The sequence below is a fragment of the Microcoleus vaginatus FACHB-2002 genome (assembly GCF_040004035.1).
GTDB classification, from domain to species: Bacteria; Cyanobacteriota; Cyanobacteriia; order Cyanobacteriales; family Microcoleaceae; genus Microcoleus; species Microcoleus vaginatus_C.
In genome coordinates this window covers 108,897-128,676 of record NZ_JAMPLN010000019.1, presented here as the reverse complement: position 1 = coordinate 128,676, position 19,780 = coordinate 108,897, and the positions used below count along the sequence as shown (strand labels likewise).

Genomic DNA, 19,780 nt, shown 5'->3' with positions numbered 1-19,780 from the left:
GCAGCACATCTCTATGATACTGAGGCCGGGGGGCGATCGACTCTCGCGTTACAATTAAAAACCACAGGACTTTAGTCCTCAGAATTTAAGATGTCGCTTTCACTTTCAGAGCATACTCTTTAAACCTTTCCAAGTCAGCCATAAGAGTCGATTCAACTACTCGCGCTAGAAAGGAATTGTCCATCAATTTTGCCAGCCAGCCGGGAACTCCATAAGCTACCGTCAGTTTGACAATGCTGCTGTTTTTGCGATCGTAAAATCTGATCGCACCCCGATTTGGCAAACCGTCTACCGATTCCCACTGAATTATCTGATGGGGCACTACTTTGAGAATCCGAGAAAGCCAGCTAAATTCTAACCCGCCAGTTGCGAGTTTCCAGCGCGACAATTCCGGGTTGTCTTCGAGAATGCGAACTGATTCGATCCACTTCATCCAGCGCGGCATTTGCTCTAAGTCTGACCAGAGTTGCCACGCTAATTCGATGGGAATTGCTATTTCTACTTGGACGCTATGTTCTAACCAATCAGTCATGCGATTTTAGATTTTAGATTTTAGATTTTAGATTGAAGAATTGTTTCTTTTTTCTTGTTACCAGGCTCTGCCTGCTAACGCAGATCCAGAGGCTCCGCCTCGCTTTTCCTCTCGAATACTGGAGGCAGAGCCTCCTGATTGGCATTCCCAGGGAGAGCCTGGGAACGAGAGAAAACGAGAGAGGACTAATGACTAATGACTGTAAGCTTCGAGAATTGCCTTAGCCGCTTGATGGCCTGAAAGTGTCGCTCCTTCCATGCTATCAATGTAGTCTTGCTGAGTGTAACTTCCTGCTAGAAAGAAATTGGCGATCGGAGTTTTTTGAGCAGGGCGGAAAACATCCATTCCCGGTGCTTCGCGATACAAAGATTGAGCGAGCTTCACTACACTGTACCAAGTCATGTTTAATTCCCGCGCTGAGGGGAATAAATCCTGAACTTGCTTAAGTACGTGTTGGGCGATCGCCTCATTGCTTTGTTTGATAAACGGATCTCCCGGTGTCAGCACCAACTGCAACAGCGAACCTTTTCCTTCTTGATAATAATCCTTGGGACTTGTCAGCGCCAAATCTGCAAAACAAGAAAAATCTGCATCTGCTGAATATAGCAAATTATCGATTCCTACAGCATGGCTCAACTGTTTGCGCTTAGCTTCGTCTTCCAGTTCCGTTACCCAACCGTCGAAGCGCAATTGTACTGTAGCAACCGGCACTGCATCTAATTTATAAATGTTGTCAAATTCCGACCATTTGCGCCAAGCTGGGGGCAATATTTTCTGAATTCCTGGTACGTCGCAGGCGAAAACGTAAGCGTCTGCGGTAATATTTTCTTCTGTTTCGCCGTTAGCTACTACCAAGCCTGTTACGCGGGTTTCTTCGCCTTCTTCAAACTGAATTTCTCGGACTCTGCGCCGCGTGTAAATTTTGGCTCCTTTGTTTTCCAAATATTCCACAATTGGTTTGTGCAAATATTCGTTGGGAGAACCAGCTAGCATCCGCATGACAGAGGCTTCGGTTTTCGATGCAAAGAATTGAAAGATTGTCAACATACACCGGGCAGAAATATTTTCAGTGTCGATAAAACCCAGTGCGTAGGCGATCGGATTCCACATTCTTTTGAGCGAGTTTTGGTTGCCACCTTGACTGCGGAACCAGTCAGCGAAGCTAATTTTATCCAAATCCCGGATAGTTTTCATGGCCCCGTCAAAGTCTATCAAACCTCGCACGATCGGGCTAGTTCCCAGGGCGATCGCATTTTGAATTTTGTCTTGTACGGATAGCTGGGATGTAGTAAAAAATGCCTTCAATCCGTGCAAAGGAGCACCCACCGGAAAGCGAAAATCCAAAGAACCGGTTTCGCCGCCTCGATTAATAAAAGTGTGGACGTGTTCTTTGAGGAGCAAATCGTCAAAAGCTCCCACTTTTTTCATCAGCGCAAATAAGTTATAATAGCAGCCGAAGAAGACGTGCAAACCCATTTCAACGTGATTGCCGTCGGGATCTACCCAACTGCCGACTTTGCCGCCGACAAAGGGGCGGGATTCAAAAATTTCTACTTCGTGGCCGGCCTCCACTAAATCGACTGCTGTGGTCATTCCAGCTAGTCCCGCACCTGCGATCGCAACCCGCATTTTACCTATCCTTTACAGTATTTTTACCAATTGTAACAAAATTTATAATTTCCGAAACATTCAAAGTTCATAAATGCCGATCGACACTTGCATAGCCCTCTGAATTCTGGCTAGGACATCGGTACTAACTTGACCGTAAGAGCCTTGTTCTAGGAATGTCTGCCGCAAAGCAGAAACGTTTTCACATACAGCTAGAGACTCAGCTTGCAATCCTCCCTCACCCGCAGGAATCAAGACACGAGTAGGATGTTCTACTCCTGCAAGGTTAGTGGTGAAAGGAACAACAATGACAGAATCAGTAAACTCGTTGCGGATATCGGGAGAAACCACAACTACAGGTCTTTTTTTAGTATCTCCTAATTGACGCAAAGCCCTTGAAAGATAAAGCTCACCTTGGCGGGGATAAGTTTTTCCTGTTGAGTTAGAGTCCATCGCTGCTCCATGTTTCTTCTATCTGTACCTCTACAAAATTAAACCACTCTTTTTCCTCCTCAATATCTTCTGGGCTGCGGTTTTGATAAAACTTCCGCAACTTATCTTCTATTTGCTTAGCGTACCAGAGACGGAGAGCTTGTTCGATCGCCTCCGTCCAATCATCAGTAAGCTGGTCTATTTTATCCGCGAATTCAGCATCAAGGGCGACTAACACTTCTCGCTTTTGAGTAGAATCTGACATAATCATTTTCCTTAATAATTTAAAAACAATGGTGCGCTGGGGCGCACCTTACAAATTACTTTTACATCTTCTTTCTTCCTTCTTCCTTCTTCCTTCTTCCTTCTTCCTTCTTCCTTCTTCCTTCTTCCTTCTTCCTTCTTCCTTTAAAACATTGGCATCAACTGAAGTGGCCCGATTCCCAACTCTTTAGCAGACACCCAGCGCACCTCAAGCAAAGCGATCATATCCTTAAACTGAGGCTGACCGCGAGAAGCACCCATCAACCCTTTAGCAATAATCAAACCGCACCAACCGTTGGTTAATTTACAGCGACGGTCCCACTTTTTGCGAGCTTCCTGATGCACCGGATCGTCTTCATTAAACTCTCCAAACAAATACAGCTCCCCATTTTTTGTTTGCAAAATACCCAAGTCGAATTGCTCATCCTGAAAAGGATTTTCGCCCGGATTAAAACCAATCCCCTTGACGCCTCCAGCTTCTTTCAAATCCTGAATCATAGTTTTTGCCTTCGGATGAGAAGTTTGGATCATCACCACCGGCAAACCATCTCCGGCGGTATTAATATCAACTTCTGCACCTTGGTGAAACTGGACACTTTGGCGCAGGAAATCTACCGTTTCCCAAGGTACGGCGCCGAGACTCAAAAATGAATTTTGCGGCACCAAATCGTCCCGCAGCAGTGGCTTGTCAAATTCATCATCATCATCATCATCATCATCATCGTCATCACCGAGCATCTGTAATAATTCGTCTGACACTTCGGGCATCGTCGAAACTTTAACGGATACCTGTTGAATTTCTCCGTCAGCCTGCGGAACTGGGATGCGGTAGCGACTGCTAAGAGTGGGAAAAGTGTCTGAACCCAATTTCCGGCGGCCGTTGCGGAAAAAGCGGTGAAATGCTTCGAGAGCAACTAACATCGTGAGGGCTTCTTCTTCGTAAAGAATCGATCGCAATCCTTCTAAAGGATGTAGGTTGCCGAAATTTGGTTCAATTTCCGATGGAGGCAAATTGGCTAAATCAATTTCTTCGTCGTCGTCCTCATCAATATCTGCTGCACTTTCAAAGGTGAGAAACAAACAGTCTTGCCCTAAAAAAGCCTGTTCTAAATCTTCAAAAGATTCATCATTATTGACGACTCGTTCTCGAAACCGTTTCAAGGATTCTAGAGAACGGTACAGTAAAACTCCGTAATCCATTCTGCCTTGCCCCAATACGGACACGTAGAGGCTGGCGACATCCCACTGATTAATTTCAATAGATATAATTTGGTGTTCGCTCAAAGTCCGCCACGGAGCGTCCTGCCAAATTTGAGCCGCTTTTTCCATTAAAACTTCAGCATACTGAGGGGGCAACTCAGGAGGTCTGTTGATCGCGACCTCTTCCATGCCGCGAAAGATTTCGTCAATTAGGGGCAATTCCGGCACGTAGTCAATGGAAATGCCTAAATCTTGAAGTACGCCCCGCAGATAAAATTGAATTTCTCGGTTTTTGACTACTATTTTTTGGGGACGGACTGCGGGAGCCGGACTTTGGGGATGTTCCATTGCCCGTAGCAGGGCCCGGACGATCGCCTCTGGGCCGGCATCTGGGCCTACCATGTCCATAGCCCTCACGACTCCTTCGGAGCCATCCACCCAGAGAATGCACTCGCCACCAGCTTCTAGAACGTCATCGTCATCTAGCATCATGTGCGAGTCAGCATTAGATAAGGGTCGGCGATCGCCCTCCCACACGCTGGGAATTTGAGGTAAGTTTTGTAGCCGACGAAGAGTAGAGCGATTCAGCGCTGCCATAGAGTAAGCCCGTTGGGTGAAGCATTGGTGCGGTGCCGGTAGCCGGTCAACCGCTGCTTCTCAATCATAAACCCTATAGGGGGAGAGGACATCAAGCTGGGGAACGAGGCCCCACGGGAATTAAAAGTTAGAAGCTAAAAATTCGGCCTTCAGCATCTAACCGAATGCCTTCTGGCGAATGCCTGTACAATGGAGCAATAAGATTAAACTCTTTGCATTAGACAGTCTCAGGAGTTCGGAAATTATGACTCAAGCCACTTCACAAAAGCGGGGAATTCAAATGACGGACTCTGCTATCCGTCAAGTTTTAGCCCTGAGAGAAAAACAAGGTAAAGACCTCTGCTTGCGGGTAGGGGTGCGCCAGGGCGGATGCTCTGGAATGTCCTACGTGATGGATTTCGCAGATCCAAGCACTGTGAAATCCGACGATGAAGTGTTCGACTACGACGGTTTTCAGGTAGTTTGCGATCGCAAAAGCATTCTTTATCTCTACGGTTTGGTTCTCGACTTCAGCGATGCTATGATTGGGGGCGGCTTTCAGTTTACTAACCCCAACGCAACTCAAACTTGCGGTTGTGGCAGTTCTTTTTCTACATAAATCGGAAAAGAGGGCATGGGGCAGAAAGTTGTTAACTGCCCCATGCCCTTTTCCGTGCAACATCCCAAATCTAAAATCTAAAATCGAATGACCCCTGAAGAATTGTTTAAAGACGGTTTCGATCGCTACCAAGCTGGCGAAGCCCCGGCTAATCTGATCCCCGTGTTTAAAGAAGTGTGCGAAAAAGCTCCCAAAAATGGCAATGCCTGGGCTAGCCTCGCGTGGCTCTACCTGTTGGAAAATAAACCTGCACCGGCTCAAAAGGCAGCGAAAACAGCCGTTAAATTGAACCCTCATGACCCCCAAGCTCGCATCAACCTAGCAGTAGCGATCCTGGATCTCAAAGATAAAGGAGTGCGCCCCCACGTCGAAGTGGCTCAGCAACTTCTCATGGCTTCCGAAGAGTTGCTCGACGAAGTTAAAAAAAATTTTGAAGAAGGATTAAAGAGAAAACCCGACTGGAAGAGTCTCGCCCGCGTTAAACAGTGGCTTCTGGAGCCGTAACCACGCAAACAAGTCGATTTTTGGGCGGGGATCGACGAAATCGGTTTTGCGGTTTATTACGATATCGTAATAAATCAATAAATAACTTTATGGAAAACTCAGAAAGTCAGTGCTAGTATTTGAAAACTTAGACGATTCACAAACCCGCTCAGCGGTTTTCAGATTTTACTACGATAATACTAGGAGTTGTAAAAACATGAGCACTGACAGCCACGTTAACATCAAACCAGCAACCCGCAACCACAAAGGTTTCTTTATTCAGCCAGCTTCTTACAAGTTGATGAGCATCGATAAATCCGGCTGGGCCTTGATTTGCATGGACAAAGCAGTTTGTCACTACGTAGACCCGGATGATTTGCAATTGCCGAATAAATCAGGAATGTCTGAAGGTTAATTCTGAAGTTTTGAGAGACTTTAAGATGCTTTATTTGAGTAGCTGCCCTCTGTGGAGGGCAGCATCTTTTTTTTGTCAGAAAAAAATTCGGCCACGCGCAGTGAATCGGGATTTAAGGGATAGAAGGATAGAAGGAAAAATTACCGGTTAGATTTCAAGGCAAAAAGCATCTCCAACTCAGCAGTTGTCGGTTGGGTAGAAGCTGTAGCTACGCTAACTCCTCGGAGAGAATTCAGCAATTCAGCAGCGGGCGGCGAAACTAAATTTGGCTGTACTGCGAGCAAATATTGGTTAGCCCAAGACATGGTTTTTTCCATATCTATGTAAAAATAACCTTGATTGGCCCGCGGTAAAGAAGTAGCGATCGCCTGAAAACTCGGACTGCTGCTTAACGGTTGCGGTGGCGTCGAAGTAATCACATCAACTAAAGGCCCGCCGAAAGCTACAAACACGGAATTTTCATTCAGCCAACCGTGCCCGAATAAAGTGCCTTGCTGGGGTATTTGCCACTCCGTAACTTCTTTGCCTTGAACTTGTCTGGGGGCGACACTGACTGTAGGATTGCTTTTGGCGATCGCATCAAGTTTTTTCAGGGTTGCTTCTGCAGCAGGGCGATCGCTGGTTTCAAAAATCATCGCCGCCCCCATTCCCAACTGAGACAAAATCCCTTGATTGGAACCGATCGCCCCGATCGCAAATTCCCCGTTCATCCAACCAAAAACCTCTCGATCCGCATCCAAATCCAACCGCTTAAAACTACTCCTCACCTGCTGAACTCCCCTGTCAACTTCCGGGCTATCTTTTGCCTCAGCGGTTGCTTGCGACCAAATTTTATCGATTCCCTTGCCGCCGACTAAAGCAATAGTTTCATCCGGAAATCTGGGCAACAACTTCGATGCGAATTGTGGATTTTTCTGAACGAATTTAGGGTCTAACTGAGCAATAGTTTTTACCCTCAATCCCTCACTATCCGCTCCAATTCCCGCTACCAAAGACTTAACTTGTTTGAACTGCGAAAACACTGTCCAAGGCAACTGGATATCTGGGGGCAAATTAGCTTTCAATTGCTCAATTGCCGCCGGATAGTCAGCAATATAAACAGTTGCGATGGGATTCTTGACACCAGCACTCTCTGCAAAAAACTTAGTTGTGCTCTGCTGCGTAGCGAGGGAGGGTTCTCCTTTAAAAGTATCGATCGCCAATTCCACAGGCTTTCTCAAAGGAGCCATCACCAATTGGTCGTTCAGCAAAGCCACACTGTAGCGCTTGCCAGTTGGCTCTGCAATCTCAAAAATTTTAACTCCTTTATACTCGGTTTCTTGAGTAGTTGCACCCGGCTGAGATTTCAATTTATTAGCAAAATTCCAAGCGCTAATTTTATTTTTCACGCTGACTACTACCAGCAGTTTTGGAGGCTCTGTATTCGTCACAGCATCAGGGGGCAACAAAGCGACCATCGCCCCCCCCAGCCAAGGTTTTAAGTCCCTGTCAAAGTCGATTTGAGTGCCTGCCAAGCTTTGTTCTTGAAAGGCCTTCAAACCCTGACCGACCAACTTTTGAGCCCCTGGCGTGCCAAATCGCTGCAATTGTGACAACGCTTGGGGATTGGGGGAGATAAACGCGGCCATCATTGCTTCGTCGGGCACAACTTTGGCGCTGTCTTGAGGGTTGGATACTTGTTGGCTCAAACCCTGGAAGTAAAAGTAGACCGCAGCGCTACCTGCTGCGACGGTGGAGGCAGCAATTAGAAGCTTTGATTTTTTTGCTGGCATGGTTTGTGTTCCTCGCGTCCATATCAGTTTAATCAAAATACAGAAAGCTTGTGGGGAGGCGATCGGGCCGGCGCTCTAGTTTTGTATAATTCAAAACAAGTTTGGACGATCGTCTAAACTGCTAGAACTGTGCATTATTGGTAAAAGATGAAAGTAGCGATCGCGGGAGCAACGGGATTTGTAGGTAGCCGGCTGGTGGAGAAGCTGCAAGCTGCGGGACATCAAGTTGTGGTTTTGAGCAGGGATGCGGCGAAGGCTGGCCGAGTTTTTCCGGCTTCAGCTTATCCGAACTTGGAAGTTGTCGCCTACACTCCTGCGGAGTCTGGTGATTGGCAAAAGTCGATCGCGGGCTGCGACGCTGTTGTCAATTTAGCAGGGGTTCCGATTGCGGAGGAAAGGTGGACGGAGGCGCGCCAGCAAGCAATTCTGGACAGTCGCAGAGTGACTACGGCTAAATTGGTCGAGGCAATAGTCAATGCTAATCCTAGACCATCGGTGTTTGTGAGTGCATCGGCGATCGGCTATTACGGAACCAGCGAAACCGCTGAGTTTGACGAAACGAGCCTCGCGGGAAACGATTTTTTAGCAGTAGTTGCCAAAGACTGGGAAGCAGCCGCCCAACCTGCAAAAAATGCGGGAACGCGGCTAGCAATTTTGCGGCTGGGGATAGTTTTGGGAATGGGAGGCGCGTTGGCAAAAATGCTGCCACCTTTTAAACTATTTGCAGGCGGGCCGCTGGGCACTGGGAAACAGTGGTTTTCTTGGGTTCATCGCGAGGATGTGGTTGATTTAATTTTGTACGCTTTGCAAAATTCGCAAGTTGAAGGCGTTTTGAATGCGACAGCACCGAATCCGGTGCGGATGAATGAATTGTGCCAAACTTTAGGCGAAGTTTTAAAGCGGCCTTCTTGGTTGCCGGTGCCAGGTTTTGCTTTAGAAATGCTGTTGGGAGACGGGGCAAAACTTGTTTTGGAAGGGCAGAAAGTGTTGCCAAAACAAACTTTAGCTAGCGGTTTTCAATATCAATATCCGACGCTGAAATTAGCACTCGAAGAGATTTTATCGGGAAGTTAGGAGCCTACGGAATAGAACCCGCCGAATAGAATTCGGGGCTAAACAAACAAAGTCCGCCTGCGCGGACTCAAACAAAATTCCTCGTTACCAGGCTCTGCCTGGTAACGCATATCCAGAGGCTCTGCCTCGCTTTCCCCGAAAGCAGATGAACCATCAAGAAATAGCAACCGGGTTGACAATTCCCGCCGAACTCCCATTCCTTCAAGCTATCTGCTGGCAAATTGCTGATGTAAAAAAATTGAGTTTCAAGGAAATGCTATGCCGCTACGAATCTGGCTGGCATTATTGGGGAGTTTTGCGAACACCTAGCTTTGAGGAACTGGCTTTTATTCAACAAATCAGCCAACACTATCAGTCTTGGTTAATAGCAGAACTGGGAAGCAGTTTTCCGCCAAAAAATCCAGAAAAGTGGGTAAGTTCTCAAGCAATGTTTAAACGCGAAATTCATCAAAAGATATTAACTGTACTCAGCCACTTGAATGTCGAATTTCTACAGGAATGTCGGGCGTATTTGGGCGGCGGAACCCTGGTAAGTATGGAACACGGAGAATATCGGTTGAGCCAGGATATTGACTTTATGTGTCCGATGGATGATGGCTACCGTCTCCTGCGCCGAAAAGTTGCCGAAGGAGGCTATGATGCGATTTTTGCTAGTCGGGATTCGCTTGGGGATAGCTTCGTTTCACGCATTGTTCTCCCGAACGATATTCAAGCCAACCAGTATGGGATAAGATTTCCTGTTATTGTTGACGGCACTACTATTAAATTCGAGATGGTTTGTGAAGGGCGAATTGAGTTTGGCGAACCCAATTATCCAAAGTGGTCGCCTGTTCCTTGTTTGAATCAAATTGATAGTATAGCAGAAAAGCTTTTGGCAAATGCCGATCGATGGCCGAGCGATCGGGTAAATTCTAGAGATTTAATCGACTTGGCTATGCAAAGGTTAGCGACTCCGATTCCCCAAGAGGCGATCGACAAAGCGGAAACAGCTTATCAAGTTATGGAACCGCTCGATCGAGCAATTCAGTATTTCCAAGATCGTCCCGATTATCGGGAAAAATGCTATGAGGTTTTGAGTATCGCAGAGCCAAATAAAGTTATTGACGGTATCGATTTACTAGCTCAGGATTTAGGCCGGGAAATTACAGTCAGGACATTTAGCGAGACTATAAATGATGTTGATTAATAAGCGGTCAATTTCCCGACGAAACTCAACGGTGCAGAATGCTAAGGCGCGTGCTTGCGGGTAAGGTATAGCTGTCCCGCAGGGAATCGTTGAATCAGCTTCAGAGAAAACCCTTTTAATGTACTCTCCCTGCACTAGATCGCACTGCTACGAGTCAGGCGACGGATTTGGGCCTTAAATACGGCAAATCCGATCCCCACGATCGCCAAAAACCCTCCGGTGATGGCATAGACTGCACCCAAACCTACTGCCTTTGTCAACGGCCCAGTCACGATCGGAGATAAAAATTGTCCCAGAAACATCGCCGTAGACAAACCTCCCAGCGCACGTCCTCTCACCGCTTCGGGCACAGCGGCACTCAGCCAAACCGTCATGTTAGGCATCAAAATTCCCAGTCCCATCCCGGAAATAGCCAACCCAGTCAATACCTGCGCCCAGTTGGCGGATTGACCGATTAACAGATAGCCGATGCCCATCAACCCAAAAATTAAGGGCAGAAACGTGACAAACTCCATGCGCTGTTTGAATTTGCCATAGGTGAGGGATGCGATCGCACTCAATAGCGTACAAAGTGCGATCGCCATCCCACTTTGTGAGGGGGAAGCCTGGACCAAAGTTTCCAAGAAAAAGGGCAATTGAACGGGAATCAGATAAAAGGCAACTTGACTCAGCGTTGTCAACCCATAAACAATCCCCAGAACCCCTACAGGCATCGACTTCGGCGGTGCCTCTGCAGTAGGCGCTTCTACTCCTGGGATACTAGCATCAGTCCGATTTGGTTCTAAAATAAACACCAGGATAAGTGGCACAATCAACCAGGCAAATAGGTAAATCACAAAAGGATAGCGCCAGTTTTGCTGTGCCAGTATTCCCCCCAATGTCAGAAACAGCACGCCGCCCAAGCCCATAAATCCCGCTTGCAATCCCATAAATGCGGCACGGGCGGGGCCACTATAGTAGTCGGCAATTAAGGTGGTGGCTGTTACCATAACGCCTGCTACTGCCAAACCCAGAACCGCACGCCCCGCCAGAATTGCAGTCAAGCTATCGAAAAAGAGTCCCGAACTGCCTGCTAACCCATATAACAGGGTGGCGATCAGTAACAAGCGTTTGCGGCCAAAGCGATCGACAATTAACCCCGCAATGGGCGAACCAATCACAATAAATAGGGCGGGCAGGGTGATGATTAGTTTAACTAAAGTGGTGCGAGTATCGACATCGGCGATCGCGCTTTCAAAATGTTGTTTCATCGCCGGCAGTGCGGGAGAAACCGTCGCACCGGCCATCACAGTGAGGCTGCTGGCCAACAACAGCGTCATTTTGGTTGCCCAAGATTGTGGATTTTGCTGTGGATGCGATCGGGGATTTGGGGGTGAATGTGACATCAGCTTTACTCGCTATTTCTCATCTCAATCTATCTCAAAATCTCAGTGCAGTTAACTTCATCCCCCATCTGTACTGTATCCAGCCGAATTTAGGCTAAATTTGCATAAAAATCAAAAATTTTCATGATACCTTGTATTAAGACTTATAAACGTCAGTATCAATAGACTTCTGTTGTAATTCCTAGGCATTGTGTGCTAAGTCAGGAATTACAATCGTCTTCCGGCTTTCTATGAACAATCTTTGATTATCGCAATCAGTCAGTTTTGACATATTTTAACAGGCTGATGCAACTACATCGCTCAATATATTTGTAACTTTGGATACATTATATGATCAAACCACGAAACAACCTACAAAACAACAGATGGTTCAGAAGAATTCAAAATAGAATTCAAAATTTTCAAAGCCTCCCATCTGTCACAACCTTTCTGGTTATACTCTCATCATTCCCCTCGTTACCAGGCAGAGCATGGAAGGGATTTCCTATTTAAATTCTCACAGTATCGTAATAATGGTGTCAAGATAAAAATATTAATACTCATCTACAAACTGCTCGTGAACCCACAGAAATTCGCGGCGTCTGTTCTGCACCCGCACCAAGCCACCAAAGCCAGGATCTTTTGCTTTTAGCAGGGCGTGTAATTCTCGCAAAATCGAGCCTTGGGCGCGGATGGCTGCTTCGCCCTGTTGCCAATCAGGGGCATCTCTATCGGCAGATAAATTAGTAGCTAAATCGCTTCCTTTCAAGGTAGACTCGATACTTTTTTGTCCTAAATCGAGTTCCTCTTCAATCCCTTTGTAGGTTGCTTCATCTAGCATTAGCTTGGTTGCCGAGGCTGCTACAGGTAAGACTAAACTAAGGGTTCCGCTCAAAATTTTGAGATAGGGGGCTGCGTTGGTCAACCATTCGCGCGACACTTCCAATTCATAAACCCCCTTCTTCTTGTCGTTAGGATTTAAGGCGGGAAGCGGTTGACGAGAGTGTTCGCACCAGAGTGTAATTTGCAATTTTGTACTTATCCATTTGGGGCGATCGAAAAACTTTGGATCGACGGGCTTAAAACTGAACAGGCGCGGGCCATCTTTCGCTTCATCGGTGAACATTTGCATCAGTGACGCAAATTCCTCATCGATTTGGCTGAGAATCTTGCGCTGATCTTGAGACAATAACTCAAAACGTTGTTGACCTCGACGATCTAAAATTACTAAATCTTTGCGGATAATTTTTAGCTCTTTGACAATATTTCGGAACTGCTGAATGCCGATTTCTTGGGATAGGGGTTGAGCAGTGGGGGCGTTATTCAGCAGACGATCGATGTTTTGCCATTCACCACAGCCTGAAATGGGACAGGGATACTCATGACGATTCTTCTTTTTGCTCTCAATTAGTTTCTCTACTTCAAATAGCCCGTTTCCCGGCGCATTCATACCGCAAGGCGCAATGCAGGGAACCATCACATTACATCGCAATCCTTCCCAGAAATTCTCGACTAGCCATTTAATCTCTTCCGTGAGATAAGACAAAAACCGTTCTGGATAAGCTGCCCGCACGGTAATTTTTACATCAGTGTTAACATATTCCAGCAATGCCCGACCGTTGTAGTCGTTATCAAGCATCAAACCCCGTTGCCAATGGATACTTTTTTCGTAATTGCAGCGCCCCAGTGAGTATTTGTGCAAGCGCACAATCAACTGGTAAAACAATCCTTCTGCTACTGCAAGTTGTCCTCGATCGTCCACAATTCGACAGATTTGCACTTGTTGTCTGTCTCCCGCTTCCGGTTGCTCTCCCCAATTGGGCAATTCCGGGCGTGTATCGCGTACAAGTTGAGCAATCAAGCTGGTATTGCTGGGTTTAGCTGGGTCGAGCACCACCCGGTAGGACAAATCGAAGCGTTCCATCAGCTTGAGAAAGATGGGATGTAGTTCTTTCGGGTAGCCGTCCTCGCCTGGAAACGGGGGATTACTCCATAATTCGCCCAGATGCTCAAAATCTACTAAACCGTTGCGGCGGCGGGTTGTTTCATCATCGAGTACGAAGCTGATTGCCTTTGCTAGCCAGTCGGGTTTGAGGATGACGATATCTCGCAGTATTGGATCGTAATGGTAATGGATGAAATGCCCCAAGGTATGGGAAATGCGAAGGAAAAGTTCTGCTTGTTCCTTATCGATTCCCTGTTGAGCGCAGATGGCAAGGACTTCATCGTAGGGCAGATAGGCTTTGTCGTGTGTCTGCAAGATTTTCCGCACTCGCTGCCACTTGGCGGGAACGGAACGTCCCATTTCCGGAAGAGATGCGGCGACACTAGCAATCTTTGCTTTTAATTCTGCCAGCCCGGTGCAGGAGTTCTGAAGGTCAGGTTTGCTGTCTACATGGAAGAAGTCAAGCACCGTATCGCTGCCGAATCGATCCTGAATTTCCTGTCTGTCAATGTCCGGTTGTCGCTGTCCGGGGCCGCCGTGGGTTGCGACTACTAGCACCTTGGCATCTGGTTCCCGATGCTTGATTAGCGTAATCCACTCTTTGACCAAGCCCTGCTGGGGGCCTTCCCGCGGCTTCCACACTACCAGATACACGGCTGGTGCACTGAAAAACAACTGGTGGGTGGGTCGATAAACGGGTTGACCGCCAAAATCCCAACCATTGAGTGATATCTCTGTGCCACTGTCGGGATGAGTGACAATAACTGGCTTAATTTCAATGCCGTGAGTGGTGGGACGACTTTCTAGCCATTCATCTTCCCGCAATGCCCCCAATAGACAACTCTTACCCACGTCGCCTTCACCGATCAAAATCAGCTTGGCTTCATTCAGCGTGATTTGTGCTTCTGCCTTTGCCCGCAGGTATTGCCAGAGCGCTTCAGTACCTTGTTCATAGGCAGCAGCGAGGTCAGGATTGAAAGGATTGTTGTCAATCTTAAGCCCTCGCAGTTTGAACTGTTTAAAGGAGACGATCGCGTCTGGTAGTTCTCTCAATTGGTTGTCGGAGAGGTTAAGCTCTTGCAACTGGGTAAGGGATGCGATCGCTTCTGGCAGTTCTCTCAGTTGGTTGTTGTAGAGATCAAGCTGTCGCAATTCGGTGAGGAAGGCAATCGCCTCTGGCAGTTCCCTCAGTTGGTTGTTGTGGAGATCAAGCTGTCGCAACTGGGTGAGGGAGGCAATCGCCTCTGACAATTCCCTCAGTTCGTTGTTTTGGAGGTAAAGTTCTTGCAACCGGGTGAGGGATGCGATTGCCTCTGGCAATTCTCTCAGTTCGTTGCTCTTGAGGTAAAGCAATCGCAACTGAGTGAGAGATGCGATTGCCTCTGGCAGTTCCCTCAGTTCGTTGTTGAAGAGATAAAGCGTTCGCAACTGGGTGAGAGATGCGATCGCATCTGGCAGTTCCGTCAGTTCCAGACCGCTAAGATCGAGTTCTCTTGCTCCCTCTTGCCGTGCCTTTTCAATGCGCCGTCGTGCTTCCCGATCGCCCTCATTTCTTAACATTGCCAATTCCTTGTTTGGATTTTTGTATATAAGTACGATCGCCTTTTGAGATGACTCGGGCGATCGCCAGACATGATTTGATTTTGAATATTGATTAAACTCACTTCAAAATAACATCAATATTTTGTCGATCGTGAGGTTTGGGTAAAGGAGAGAATGGAGGGTTTGTTGGAGGGTTAAGGCGAGGCAGAGCCTCTGGATATGCGTTACCAGGCAGAGCCTGGGAACGAGCTAAACCCGGTTTCTGATTTCCTGCGCGATCGCCCAAGCATCCTAGAAACCGGGTTTCTGCGATTATTCTGGCATCTTCACGCCTGATTTTGTTAAGAAACCCGGTTTCTGAGCCCTGCGCGATCGTGAGCTTTGAGCAAACTCCGCGGATCGGGCCCAGCGGGGATAATGCAGCCAGGATTCAGCGGGAACAAATTGCCGTAATAATCGCGCTTCACAGCCTCCAAATCGCAAGTGCCAGCAACTCCCGGTAACTGGTACAAATCGCGCAGATAAGCTCCCAAATGCTCGTAATCTTGAATGCGGCGCACATTGCATTTGAACAAGCTGTAGTAAACGGCATCAAAACGGAATAGAGTAGTAAAAAGCCGCACGTCTGCTAATGTCACCCGATCGCCACAAAGGTAACGACTCCTCAAGAGCGATCGATCGATCTCGTCTAAAACAGCAAACAATTCACTGCAAGCCGAGTCATAAGCAGCTTGAGATTGCGCGAAACCGCAGCGATAAACGCCGTTATTCACCGATTGGTAAATCTTGTCATTCCACTGGTCAATTTGCGATCGCAAATCCAGAGGATAAAGATCCATTTGAGGATTGCTAGCAAACTCGTTAAACTCCGAGTTTAGCATCACAATAATTTCCGAACTCTCGTTATTGACGATCGTCTTTGTCGAGTCATCCCACAGCACCGGCACAGTACACCGCCCCTGATAGGCCGGTAAAGCCAACTGGTAAAGTTCCGGCATCGTGTTGCAGCCAAAAGTCTCCGACTCCATCACCCACATTCCCCCTTCCGAGGGATAGACAATAGACACGGATATCGCATCTTCTAGCCCTTTGAGCGCTCTCGTCACCAGAGTGCGGTGCGCCCAAGGGCATCCCGTACCCACGAAGAGGCGATACCGTCCCGCAGCGGGCCCGTGAGGGTTGTCTGGTGCAGTGCTGACAAAGTTGCGGAAACTGCTGCTGGGCCGAATGTATGCTCCCGTGCGATCGGGCGGCGCTAGTTTTGACATCATTAATTGCCACATTGATGTCCAGACAAATTTGCCTAGCTTGACTGTTACGGATGAAGGAAGCGATTTGTTTTTCACAATGCGATTAAAAGAGGTTTGCTAACATAATCTGCTTATTTTAACTCACATTGCGAGGTTTATTCCCTCGTTCCCAGGCAGAGCCTGGGAAGGCAGATCCAGAGGCTCTGCCTCGATCTGTTCCCTCACCTGAGAACGAGTTTTCTAAAATCTGCCAGAGGCTATTTCGCCATAAGCTCGATCGATCAATCGGCGAGAAACCGTCTGAATTCCCGTATGTTCGTAATAATTGGTAGTCATGTCTAAAAACGCCGCCACATAATCCAATTTGTCATCGGCAACATCAATGTATTGCTTGAGATGGCCTAAAACTATAGCGGGAGTTAAGCCGCGAGACTGTACTAAATTGTTCATCCAACCTTGCGCTGAGGCGAAAGTTGCCGTCAAAAATCCGAACTTTTGTGAGTTATTTGCGCCGGGAATTAGGTTACTGATATTTTGGAATGTTGAGTTTTGCTGCAAGGTTGAAGGATTCAATCCGCCTATCGTATTTTGTGCTACTCTAATGAAGTCCGGGCCAAGGGGAATTAAACCGTCAGCACAAACTAAAGCAGCCATCCGCATCAGAGATTCGCCTTTGTAATGAGATAAATAATTACCAAAGCTTCCCACATTGTCAAGGGAAATATTGTTAAGTTTGCAGTAGGCAATTAGCTCGATCGCCACTTTGACGCACAAGTCGATCGTTTGAGTTGTGTCAGCTTTGGGAGTGAGGCGGTTGAGAAAGGAAAGAAAGCCGATGTTTTCGCCGATTTTACTGGCCATAGCCGTTGCACCTAACGCACTGTCGGCGCTGTCTGCTAACTGGTAAAGCCTGACTACGCCTTGATAGGGCTCGTTGGGGTTGGCGTAAAGCTCGATCGCGCGATCGCGAATTTTCCCAACTAATTTGCGCTTTGTTTCCCCTGTCACCGCTTCAATAGTATTATCAAAACCCGTTAGATTGTTCCACTCCCCCGGCACCACAAAATCGAGAGATTTTAACATTTTCACAGTGATGCCATCAGACGGCAAATTGTCAACCAATTCCACAATAGATTTGCTCATCACAAACTCCTAAATAGCCAGATTTAAAGTGTTCTTCCAAATACTCCAACTTCGGCAAATCCGATTCCAGATTGCGGGTAAATTCCCCAGCACTAAGTAGGTAAGCACAAATAAATATTATACCACCCGATCCAGTTTTGCCCTACAGTTCTCTTTTCTCTCTTCTCGCTCCTCTGCGTTCTCTGCGACCTCTGCGGTTCATTAAAAAAAAGTCTTTTCCACAAAACATTTGCATTTCACTTGCCCTCACCAAGTTAAGTTTCATTATATTGACCGACTCAAAATCCTCGCACTGTGTTAAAATAAATGGCGCAAAATAGAAAAACATAAAATATGACGGTTGCAGTTAACAAAACTCCGGGATTAGCCTCGCGTTTAGTAAATGGCGTACTCTCCATCAAACCTTTGGCTAATCTAGCCAAGCACCAAGCGCGGGAAATGATGATAACAAGAGCAGAAAAAATCGGAGTGCATTGGCGACAAGAAGCCCAAGCACTTTTAGCTCGAAATTGGGATGCAGAATTGCTCAGTGTCCAAAATCCCGATCTTGTTTACCCAAAATATTATCTAACTTCATTTCACGCTTACGAACAAGGTAATATGAGCTGGGAAGCTGCTACAGAAGTAGAAGTTGCCGCCCGTACAGTTCACGCGGGAATTTGGCCGGAAGCGGGTGCAGAAGGCGATGCAAAACTCCGCGCCAGCTATCACGAAGTCATCAAATCTCAAATTGCTTCTTCGCCGCGAGATATTGTTGATTTGGGATGCAGTGTGGGAATGAGTACCTTTGCACTTGGGGATGTTTACCCGGAAGCGAAGATGACTGGGGTGGAGTTGTCTCCTTATTTTTTAGCAGTTGCTAAATACCGTTCCCAACACCGAGAATCTGAATCTTTAAATCAAAAATCTCCGACTTGGGTTCACGCTGCTGCTGAATCTACTGGTTTGCCTGCGGCTGCTTTTGATTTAGTTTCTATTTGTTTAGTTTGTCACGAATTGCCGCAGAAAGCTACTAGAGAAGTGTTCCGGGAAGCGAGGCGTTTGCTACGTGTTGGCGGACATTTGACAATTATGGATATGAATCCTCAGTCGGAAGTTTATGCCAAAATGCCTCCTTATATTTTGACTTTGCTCAAGAGTACAGAGCCTTATTTGGATCAGTATTTTGGGTTGGATATTGAGCAAGCTTTAGTTGATTCGGGTTTTGCCCAGCCGACAATCACTTGCAATACAGTCCGACACCGCACTATTGTTGCTAAGGTAATAAATAGTCCGGTTTGATATTTGAAATATGTTGGCGGTATAATAAACTTTTTAAGTCTATTATACCGCAACTGCGGTACAATTAATAGTTAGCCTGCTTCATACTATGGCTGAGGAATTACAGTAAAGCTATGTATCAGTCTCCGAGGCTCATCAGGAAGCAGTAAAGCGATCGCATATCTAATTGGTCTTGAGTAGTTACAATCAATTATAAATTTACAGGTTACTGCAAATGTCTGACTTGTCGAGCATTGAAAAACTAAAACTTGAAAAAATGTTTGAGATGGAAGGTGGTTATGTTCTTGATTTTACAGACAGAACTTTCCTGGAATTCATAATTGAAAATACAAATATTAACATATATGACGGCAAGTACGATTACGCTAGCGGATCTAAAGCTAATCGATTAAGAGCCTTTTGGACTCAAGAATCTAACTATACTGTTGGAAAATTAATTGCAGATTTGTTGGAATATTGGAAAACAAAAAAACTGATAAATCACATAGAAATAAGCCAAGCCCAGCAAGCCTTGTTTGATGATTGCTATACAATAGCAAAACGACTTAAGCAAGATAGTATCGTTGAAAATATTGATGCAATTCAACCATATTCTAATGACAAAGAGTTTTCGGTATTAGCAAAATCAATAAGGGAAAGTATTCAAAATAATGAGCCAGAAGTAGCATTAGATAGACTGCATACTTATATGGTGAAGTATACAAAGAAGCTATGCGATAAACATGGGATCAGTTATGACAAAAACAAACCATTGCATAGCCTTTTTGGAGAATATGTAAACTATCTAAGACAGAACCGCTTTATTGAGTCACAAATGACCGAAAAGATTCTAAAACATTCGACTAAAATTCTGGATGATTTTAATCATGTTAGAAACCACCAAAGTCTGGCTCATGACAATCCTATTTTGAATTATCATGAGAGTGTTCTGATATTTAACAATGTTTCAAGCGCGATTAAGTTTATAGAAGCCATTGAAAAAGAAAAATCAGAAGTTGATGAACAAGACGAAGTTCAAGCAGAGTGGGATGAGATTCCCTTCTGAATAGGTTTGCTGTTTTGTCAATCCGCACCCTAACAATCGTGTTGCAATA

At 46.3% G+C, this 19,780-nt stretch carries 17 protein-coding genes; 7 read left to right on the top strand and 10 right to left on the bottom strand.

Going from position 1 to position 19,780, the window contains the following annotated elements:
* Positions 1 to 85: 85 nt before the first annotated feature.
* The 5 genes from NDI35_RS17505 to NDI35_RS17485 all read right to left on the bottom strand — a co-directional run bounded on the left by NDI35_RS17505 (position 86) and on the right by NDI35_RS17485 (position 4,633).
* The gene (locus NDI35_RS17505; RefSeq protein ID WP_445313849.1) at positions 86 to 532 is read right to left on the bottom strand and encodes an SRPBCC family protein; all 447 of its coding nucleotides are present in this window, start codon (positions 530 to 532) and stop codon (positions 86 to 88) included.
* Between the two features lie 192 nt (positions 533 to 724).
* Positions 725 to 2,161, bottom strand: a complete 1,437-nt coding sequence (gene zds, locus NDI35_RS17500; RefSeq protein ID WP_445313848.1) for a 9,9'-di-cis-zeta-carotene desaturase — start codon at positions 2,159 to 2,161, stop codon at positions 725 to 727.
* Positions 2,162 to 2,221: 60 nt separating this feature from the next.
* Entirely contained in the window at positions 2,222 to 2,593 is a 372-nt protein-coding gene (locus NDI35_RS17495; RefSeq protein ID WP_445313847.1) for a type II toxin-antitoxin system PemK/MazF family toxin, read from the bottom strand.
* A complete protein-coding gene (locus NDI35_RS17490; protein WP_445313846.1) occupies positions 2,583 to 2,837 on the bottom strand; it encodes a hypothetical protein in 255 nt (84 codons plus the stop codon). Before NDI35_RS17490 ends, NDI35_RS17495 begins: the two co-directional genes overlap by 11 nt.
* Before the next feature lie 143 nt (positions 2,838 to 2,980).
* A complete protein-coding gene (locus tag NDI35_RS17485) occupies positions 2,981 to 4,633 on the bottom strand; it encodes a DUF6930 domain-containing protein (RefSeq protein WP_445313845.1) in 1,653 nt (550 codons plus the stop codon).
* Positions 4,634 to 4,877: 244 nt separating this feature from the next.
* Here NDI35_RS17485 and NDI35_RS17480 point away from each other — a divergent pair, with 244 nt between their 5' ends.
* From NDI35_RS17480 to NDI35_RS17470, 3 genes are all read left to right on the top strand, one after another.
* Positions 4,878 to 5,231: a HesB/IscA family protein gene (locus tag NDI35_RS17480; RefSeq protein ID WP_333075296.1), complete on the top strand. Its 354-nt coding sequence runs from the start codon at positions 4,878 to 4,880 to the stop codon at positions 5,229 to 5,231.
* An 87-nt stretch (positions 5,232 to 5,318) separates the two neighbouring features.
* The gene (locus NDI35_RS17475; RefSeq protein WP_333041347.1) at positions 5,319 to 5,735 is read left to right on the top strand and encodes a tetratricopeptide repeat protein; all 417 of its coding nucleotides are present in this window, start codon (positions 5,319 to 5,321) and stop codon (positions 5,733 to 5,735) included.
* 196 nt (positions 5,736 to 5,931) lie between these two features.
* On the top strand, positions 5,932 to 6,129 hold the full coding sequence (locus tag NDI35_RS17470) for a hypothetical protein (protein ID WP_006632682.1): 198 nt from the start codon (positions 5,932 to 5,934) through the stop codon (positions 6,127 to 6,129).
* Between the two features lie 140 nt (positions 6,130 to 6,269).
* On the opposite strand, the gene NDI35_RS17465 is transcribed toward NDI35_RS17470, so the two are convergent.
* Positions 6,270 to 7,901 (bottom strand): DUF3352 domain-containing protein, encoded by a 1,632-nt coding sequence (locus NDI35_RS17465; protein WP_445313844.1) that lies wholly within the window; start codon positions 7,899 to 7,901, stop codon positions 6,270 to 6,272.
* Between the two features lie 147 nt (positions 7,902 to 8,048).
* Between NDI35_RS17465 and thyD the strand changes: the two genes are divergently transcribed.
* Both thyD and NDI35_RS17455 read left to right on the top strand, forming a co-directional pair.
* On the top strand, positions 8,049 to 8,975 hold the full coding sequence (thyD, locus tag NDI35_RS17460) for a thylakoid membrane protein ThyD (RefSeq protein WP_445313843.1): 927 nt from the start codon (positions 8,049 to 8,051) through the stop codon (positions 8,973 to 8,975).
* Positions 8,976 to 9,120: 145 nt separating this feature from the next.
* Positions 9,121 to 10,161 (top strand): nucleotidyl transferase AbiEii/AbiGii toxin family protein, encoded by a 1,041-nt coding sequence (locus tag NDI35_RS17455; protein ID WP_445313842.1) that lies wholly within the window; start codon positions 9,121 to 9,123, stop codon positions 10,159 to 10,161.
* A 134-nt stretch (positions 10,162 to 10,295) separates the two neighbouring features.
* On the opposite strand, the gene NDI35_RS17450 is transcribed toward NDI35_RS17455, so the two are convergent.
* The 4 genes from NDI35_RS17450 to NDI35_RS17435 all read right to left on the bottom strand — a co-directional run bounded on the left by NDI35_RS17450 (position 10,296) and on the right by NDI35_RS17435 (position 17,405).
* Entirely contained in the window at positions 10,296 to 11,546 is a 1,251-nt protein-coding gene (locus tag NDI35_RS17450; protein WP_445313841.1) for an MFS transporter, read from the bottom strand.
* Positions 11,547 to 12,078: 532 nt separating this feature from the next.
* The gene (locus tag NDI35_RS17445; RefSeq protein WP_445313840.1) at positions 12,079 to 15,030 is read right to left on the bottom strand and encodes a COR domain-containing protein; all 2,952 of its coding nucleotides are present in this window, start codon (positions 15,028 to 15,030) and stop codon (positions 12,079 to 12,081) included.
* A gap of 323 nt (positions 15,031 to 15,353) precedes the next feature.
* Positions 15,354 to 16,295 carry a glutathione S-transferase family protein gene (locus tag NDI35_RS17440; protein WP_445313855.1) on the bottom strand — a complete coding sequence of 314 codons (942 nt, stop codon included), beginning with the start codon at positions 16,293 to 16,295 and terminating at the stop codon, positions 15,354 to 15,356.
* A gap of 207 nt (positions 16,296 to 16,502) precedes the next feature.
* A complete protein-coding gene (locus NDI35_RS17435; RefSeq protein ID WP_445313839.1) occupies positions 16,503 to 17,405 on the bottom strand; it encodes a hypothetical protein in 903 nt (300 codons plus the stop codon).
* A 333-nt stretch (positions 17,406 to 17,738) separates the two neighbouring features.
* Here NDI35_RS17435 and NDI35_RS17430 point away from each other — a divergent pair, with 333 nt between their 5' ends.
* Both NDI35_RS17430 and NDI35_RS17425 read left to right on the top strand, forming a co-directional pair.
* Positions 17,739 to 18,686: a class I SAM-dependent methyltransferase gene (locus tag NDI35_RS17430; protein ID WP_445313838.1), complete on the top strand. Its 948-nt coding sequence runs from the start codon at positions 17,739 to 17,741 to the stop codon at positions 18,684 to 18,686.
* Positions 18,687 to 18,900: 214 nt separating this feature from the next.
* A complete protein-coding gene (locus NDI35_RS17425; protein WP_445313837.1) occupies positions 18,901 to 19,731 on the top strand; it encodes an abortive infection family protein in 831 nt (276 codons plus the stop codon).
* Positions 19,732 to 19,780 lie beyond the last annotated feature (49 nt).

Coding starts and splice junctions, on each gene's coding strand:
- NDI35_RS17445 (WP_445313840.1), bottom strand. CDS start 15,030: ATGTTAAGAAATGAGGGCGATCGGGAAGCACGACGGCGCATTGAAAAG.
- thyD (WP_445313843.1), top strand. CDS start 8,049: ATGAAAGTAGCGATCGCGGGAGCAACGGGATTTGTAGGTAGCCGGCTG.
- NDI35_RS17450 (WP_445313841.1), bottom strand. CDS start 11,546: ATGTCACATTCACCCCCAAATCCCCGATCGCATCCACAGCAAAATCCA.
- NDI35_RS17480 (WP_333075296.1), top strand. CDS start 4,878: ATGACTCAAGCCACTTCACAAAAGCGGGGAATTCAAATGACGGACTCT.
- NDI35_RS17495 (WP_445313847.1), bottom strand. CDS start 2,593: ATGGACTCTAACTCAACAGGAAAAACTTATCCCCGCCAAGGTGAGCTT.
- NDI35_RS17425 (WP_445313837.1), top strand. CDS start 18,901: ATGTCTGACTTGTCGAGCATTGAAAAACTAAAACTTGAAAAAATGTTT.
- NDI35_RS17465 (WP_445313844.1), bottom strand. CDS start 7,901: ATGCCAGCAAAAAAATCAAAGCTTCTAATTGCTGCCTCCACCGTCGCA.
- NDI35_RS17455 (WP_445313842.1), top strand. CDS start 9,121: ATGAACCATCAAGAAATAGCAACCGGGTTGACAATTCCCGCCGAACTC.
- NDI35_RS17490 (WP_445313846.1), bottom strand. CDS start 2,837: ATGTCAGATTCTACTCAAAAGCGAGAAGTGTTAGTCGCCCTTGATGCT.
- NDI35_RS17470 (WP_006632682.1), top strand. CDS start 5,932: ATGAGCACTGACAGCCACGTTAACATCAAACCAGCAACCCGCAACCAC.
- NDI35_RS17505 (WP_445313849.1), bottom strand. CDS start 532: ATGACTGATTGGTTAGAACATAGCGTCCAAGTAGAAATAGCAATTCCC.
- NDI35_RS17485 (WP_445313845.1), bottom strand. CDS start 4,633: ATGGCAGCGCTGAATCGCTCTACTCTTCGTCGGCTACAAAACTTACCT.
- zds (WP_445313848.1), bottom strand. CDS start 2,161: ATGCGGGTTGCGATCGCAGGTGCGGGACTAGCTGGAATGACCACAGCA.
- NDI35_RS17430 (WP_445313838.1), top strand. CDS start 17,739: ATGACGGTTGCAGTTAACAAAACTCCGGGATTAGCCTCGCGTTTAGTA.
- NDI35_RS17440 (WP_445313855.1), bottom strand. CDS start 16,295: ATGTGGCAATTAATGATGTCAAAACTAGCGCCGCCCGATCGCACGGGA.
- NDI35_RS17475 (WP_333041347.1), top strand. CDS start 5,319: ATGACCCCTGAAGAATTGTTTAAAGACGGTTTCGATCGCTACCAAGCT.
- NDI35_RS17435 (WP_445313839.1), bottom strand. CDS start 17,405: ATGAGCAAATCTATTGTGGAATTGGTTGACAATTTGCCGTCTGATGGC.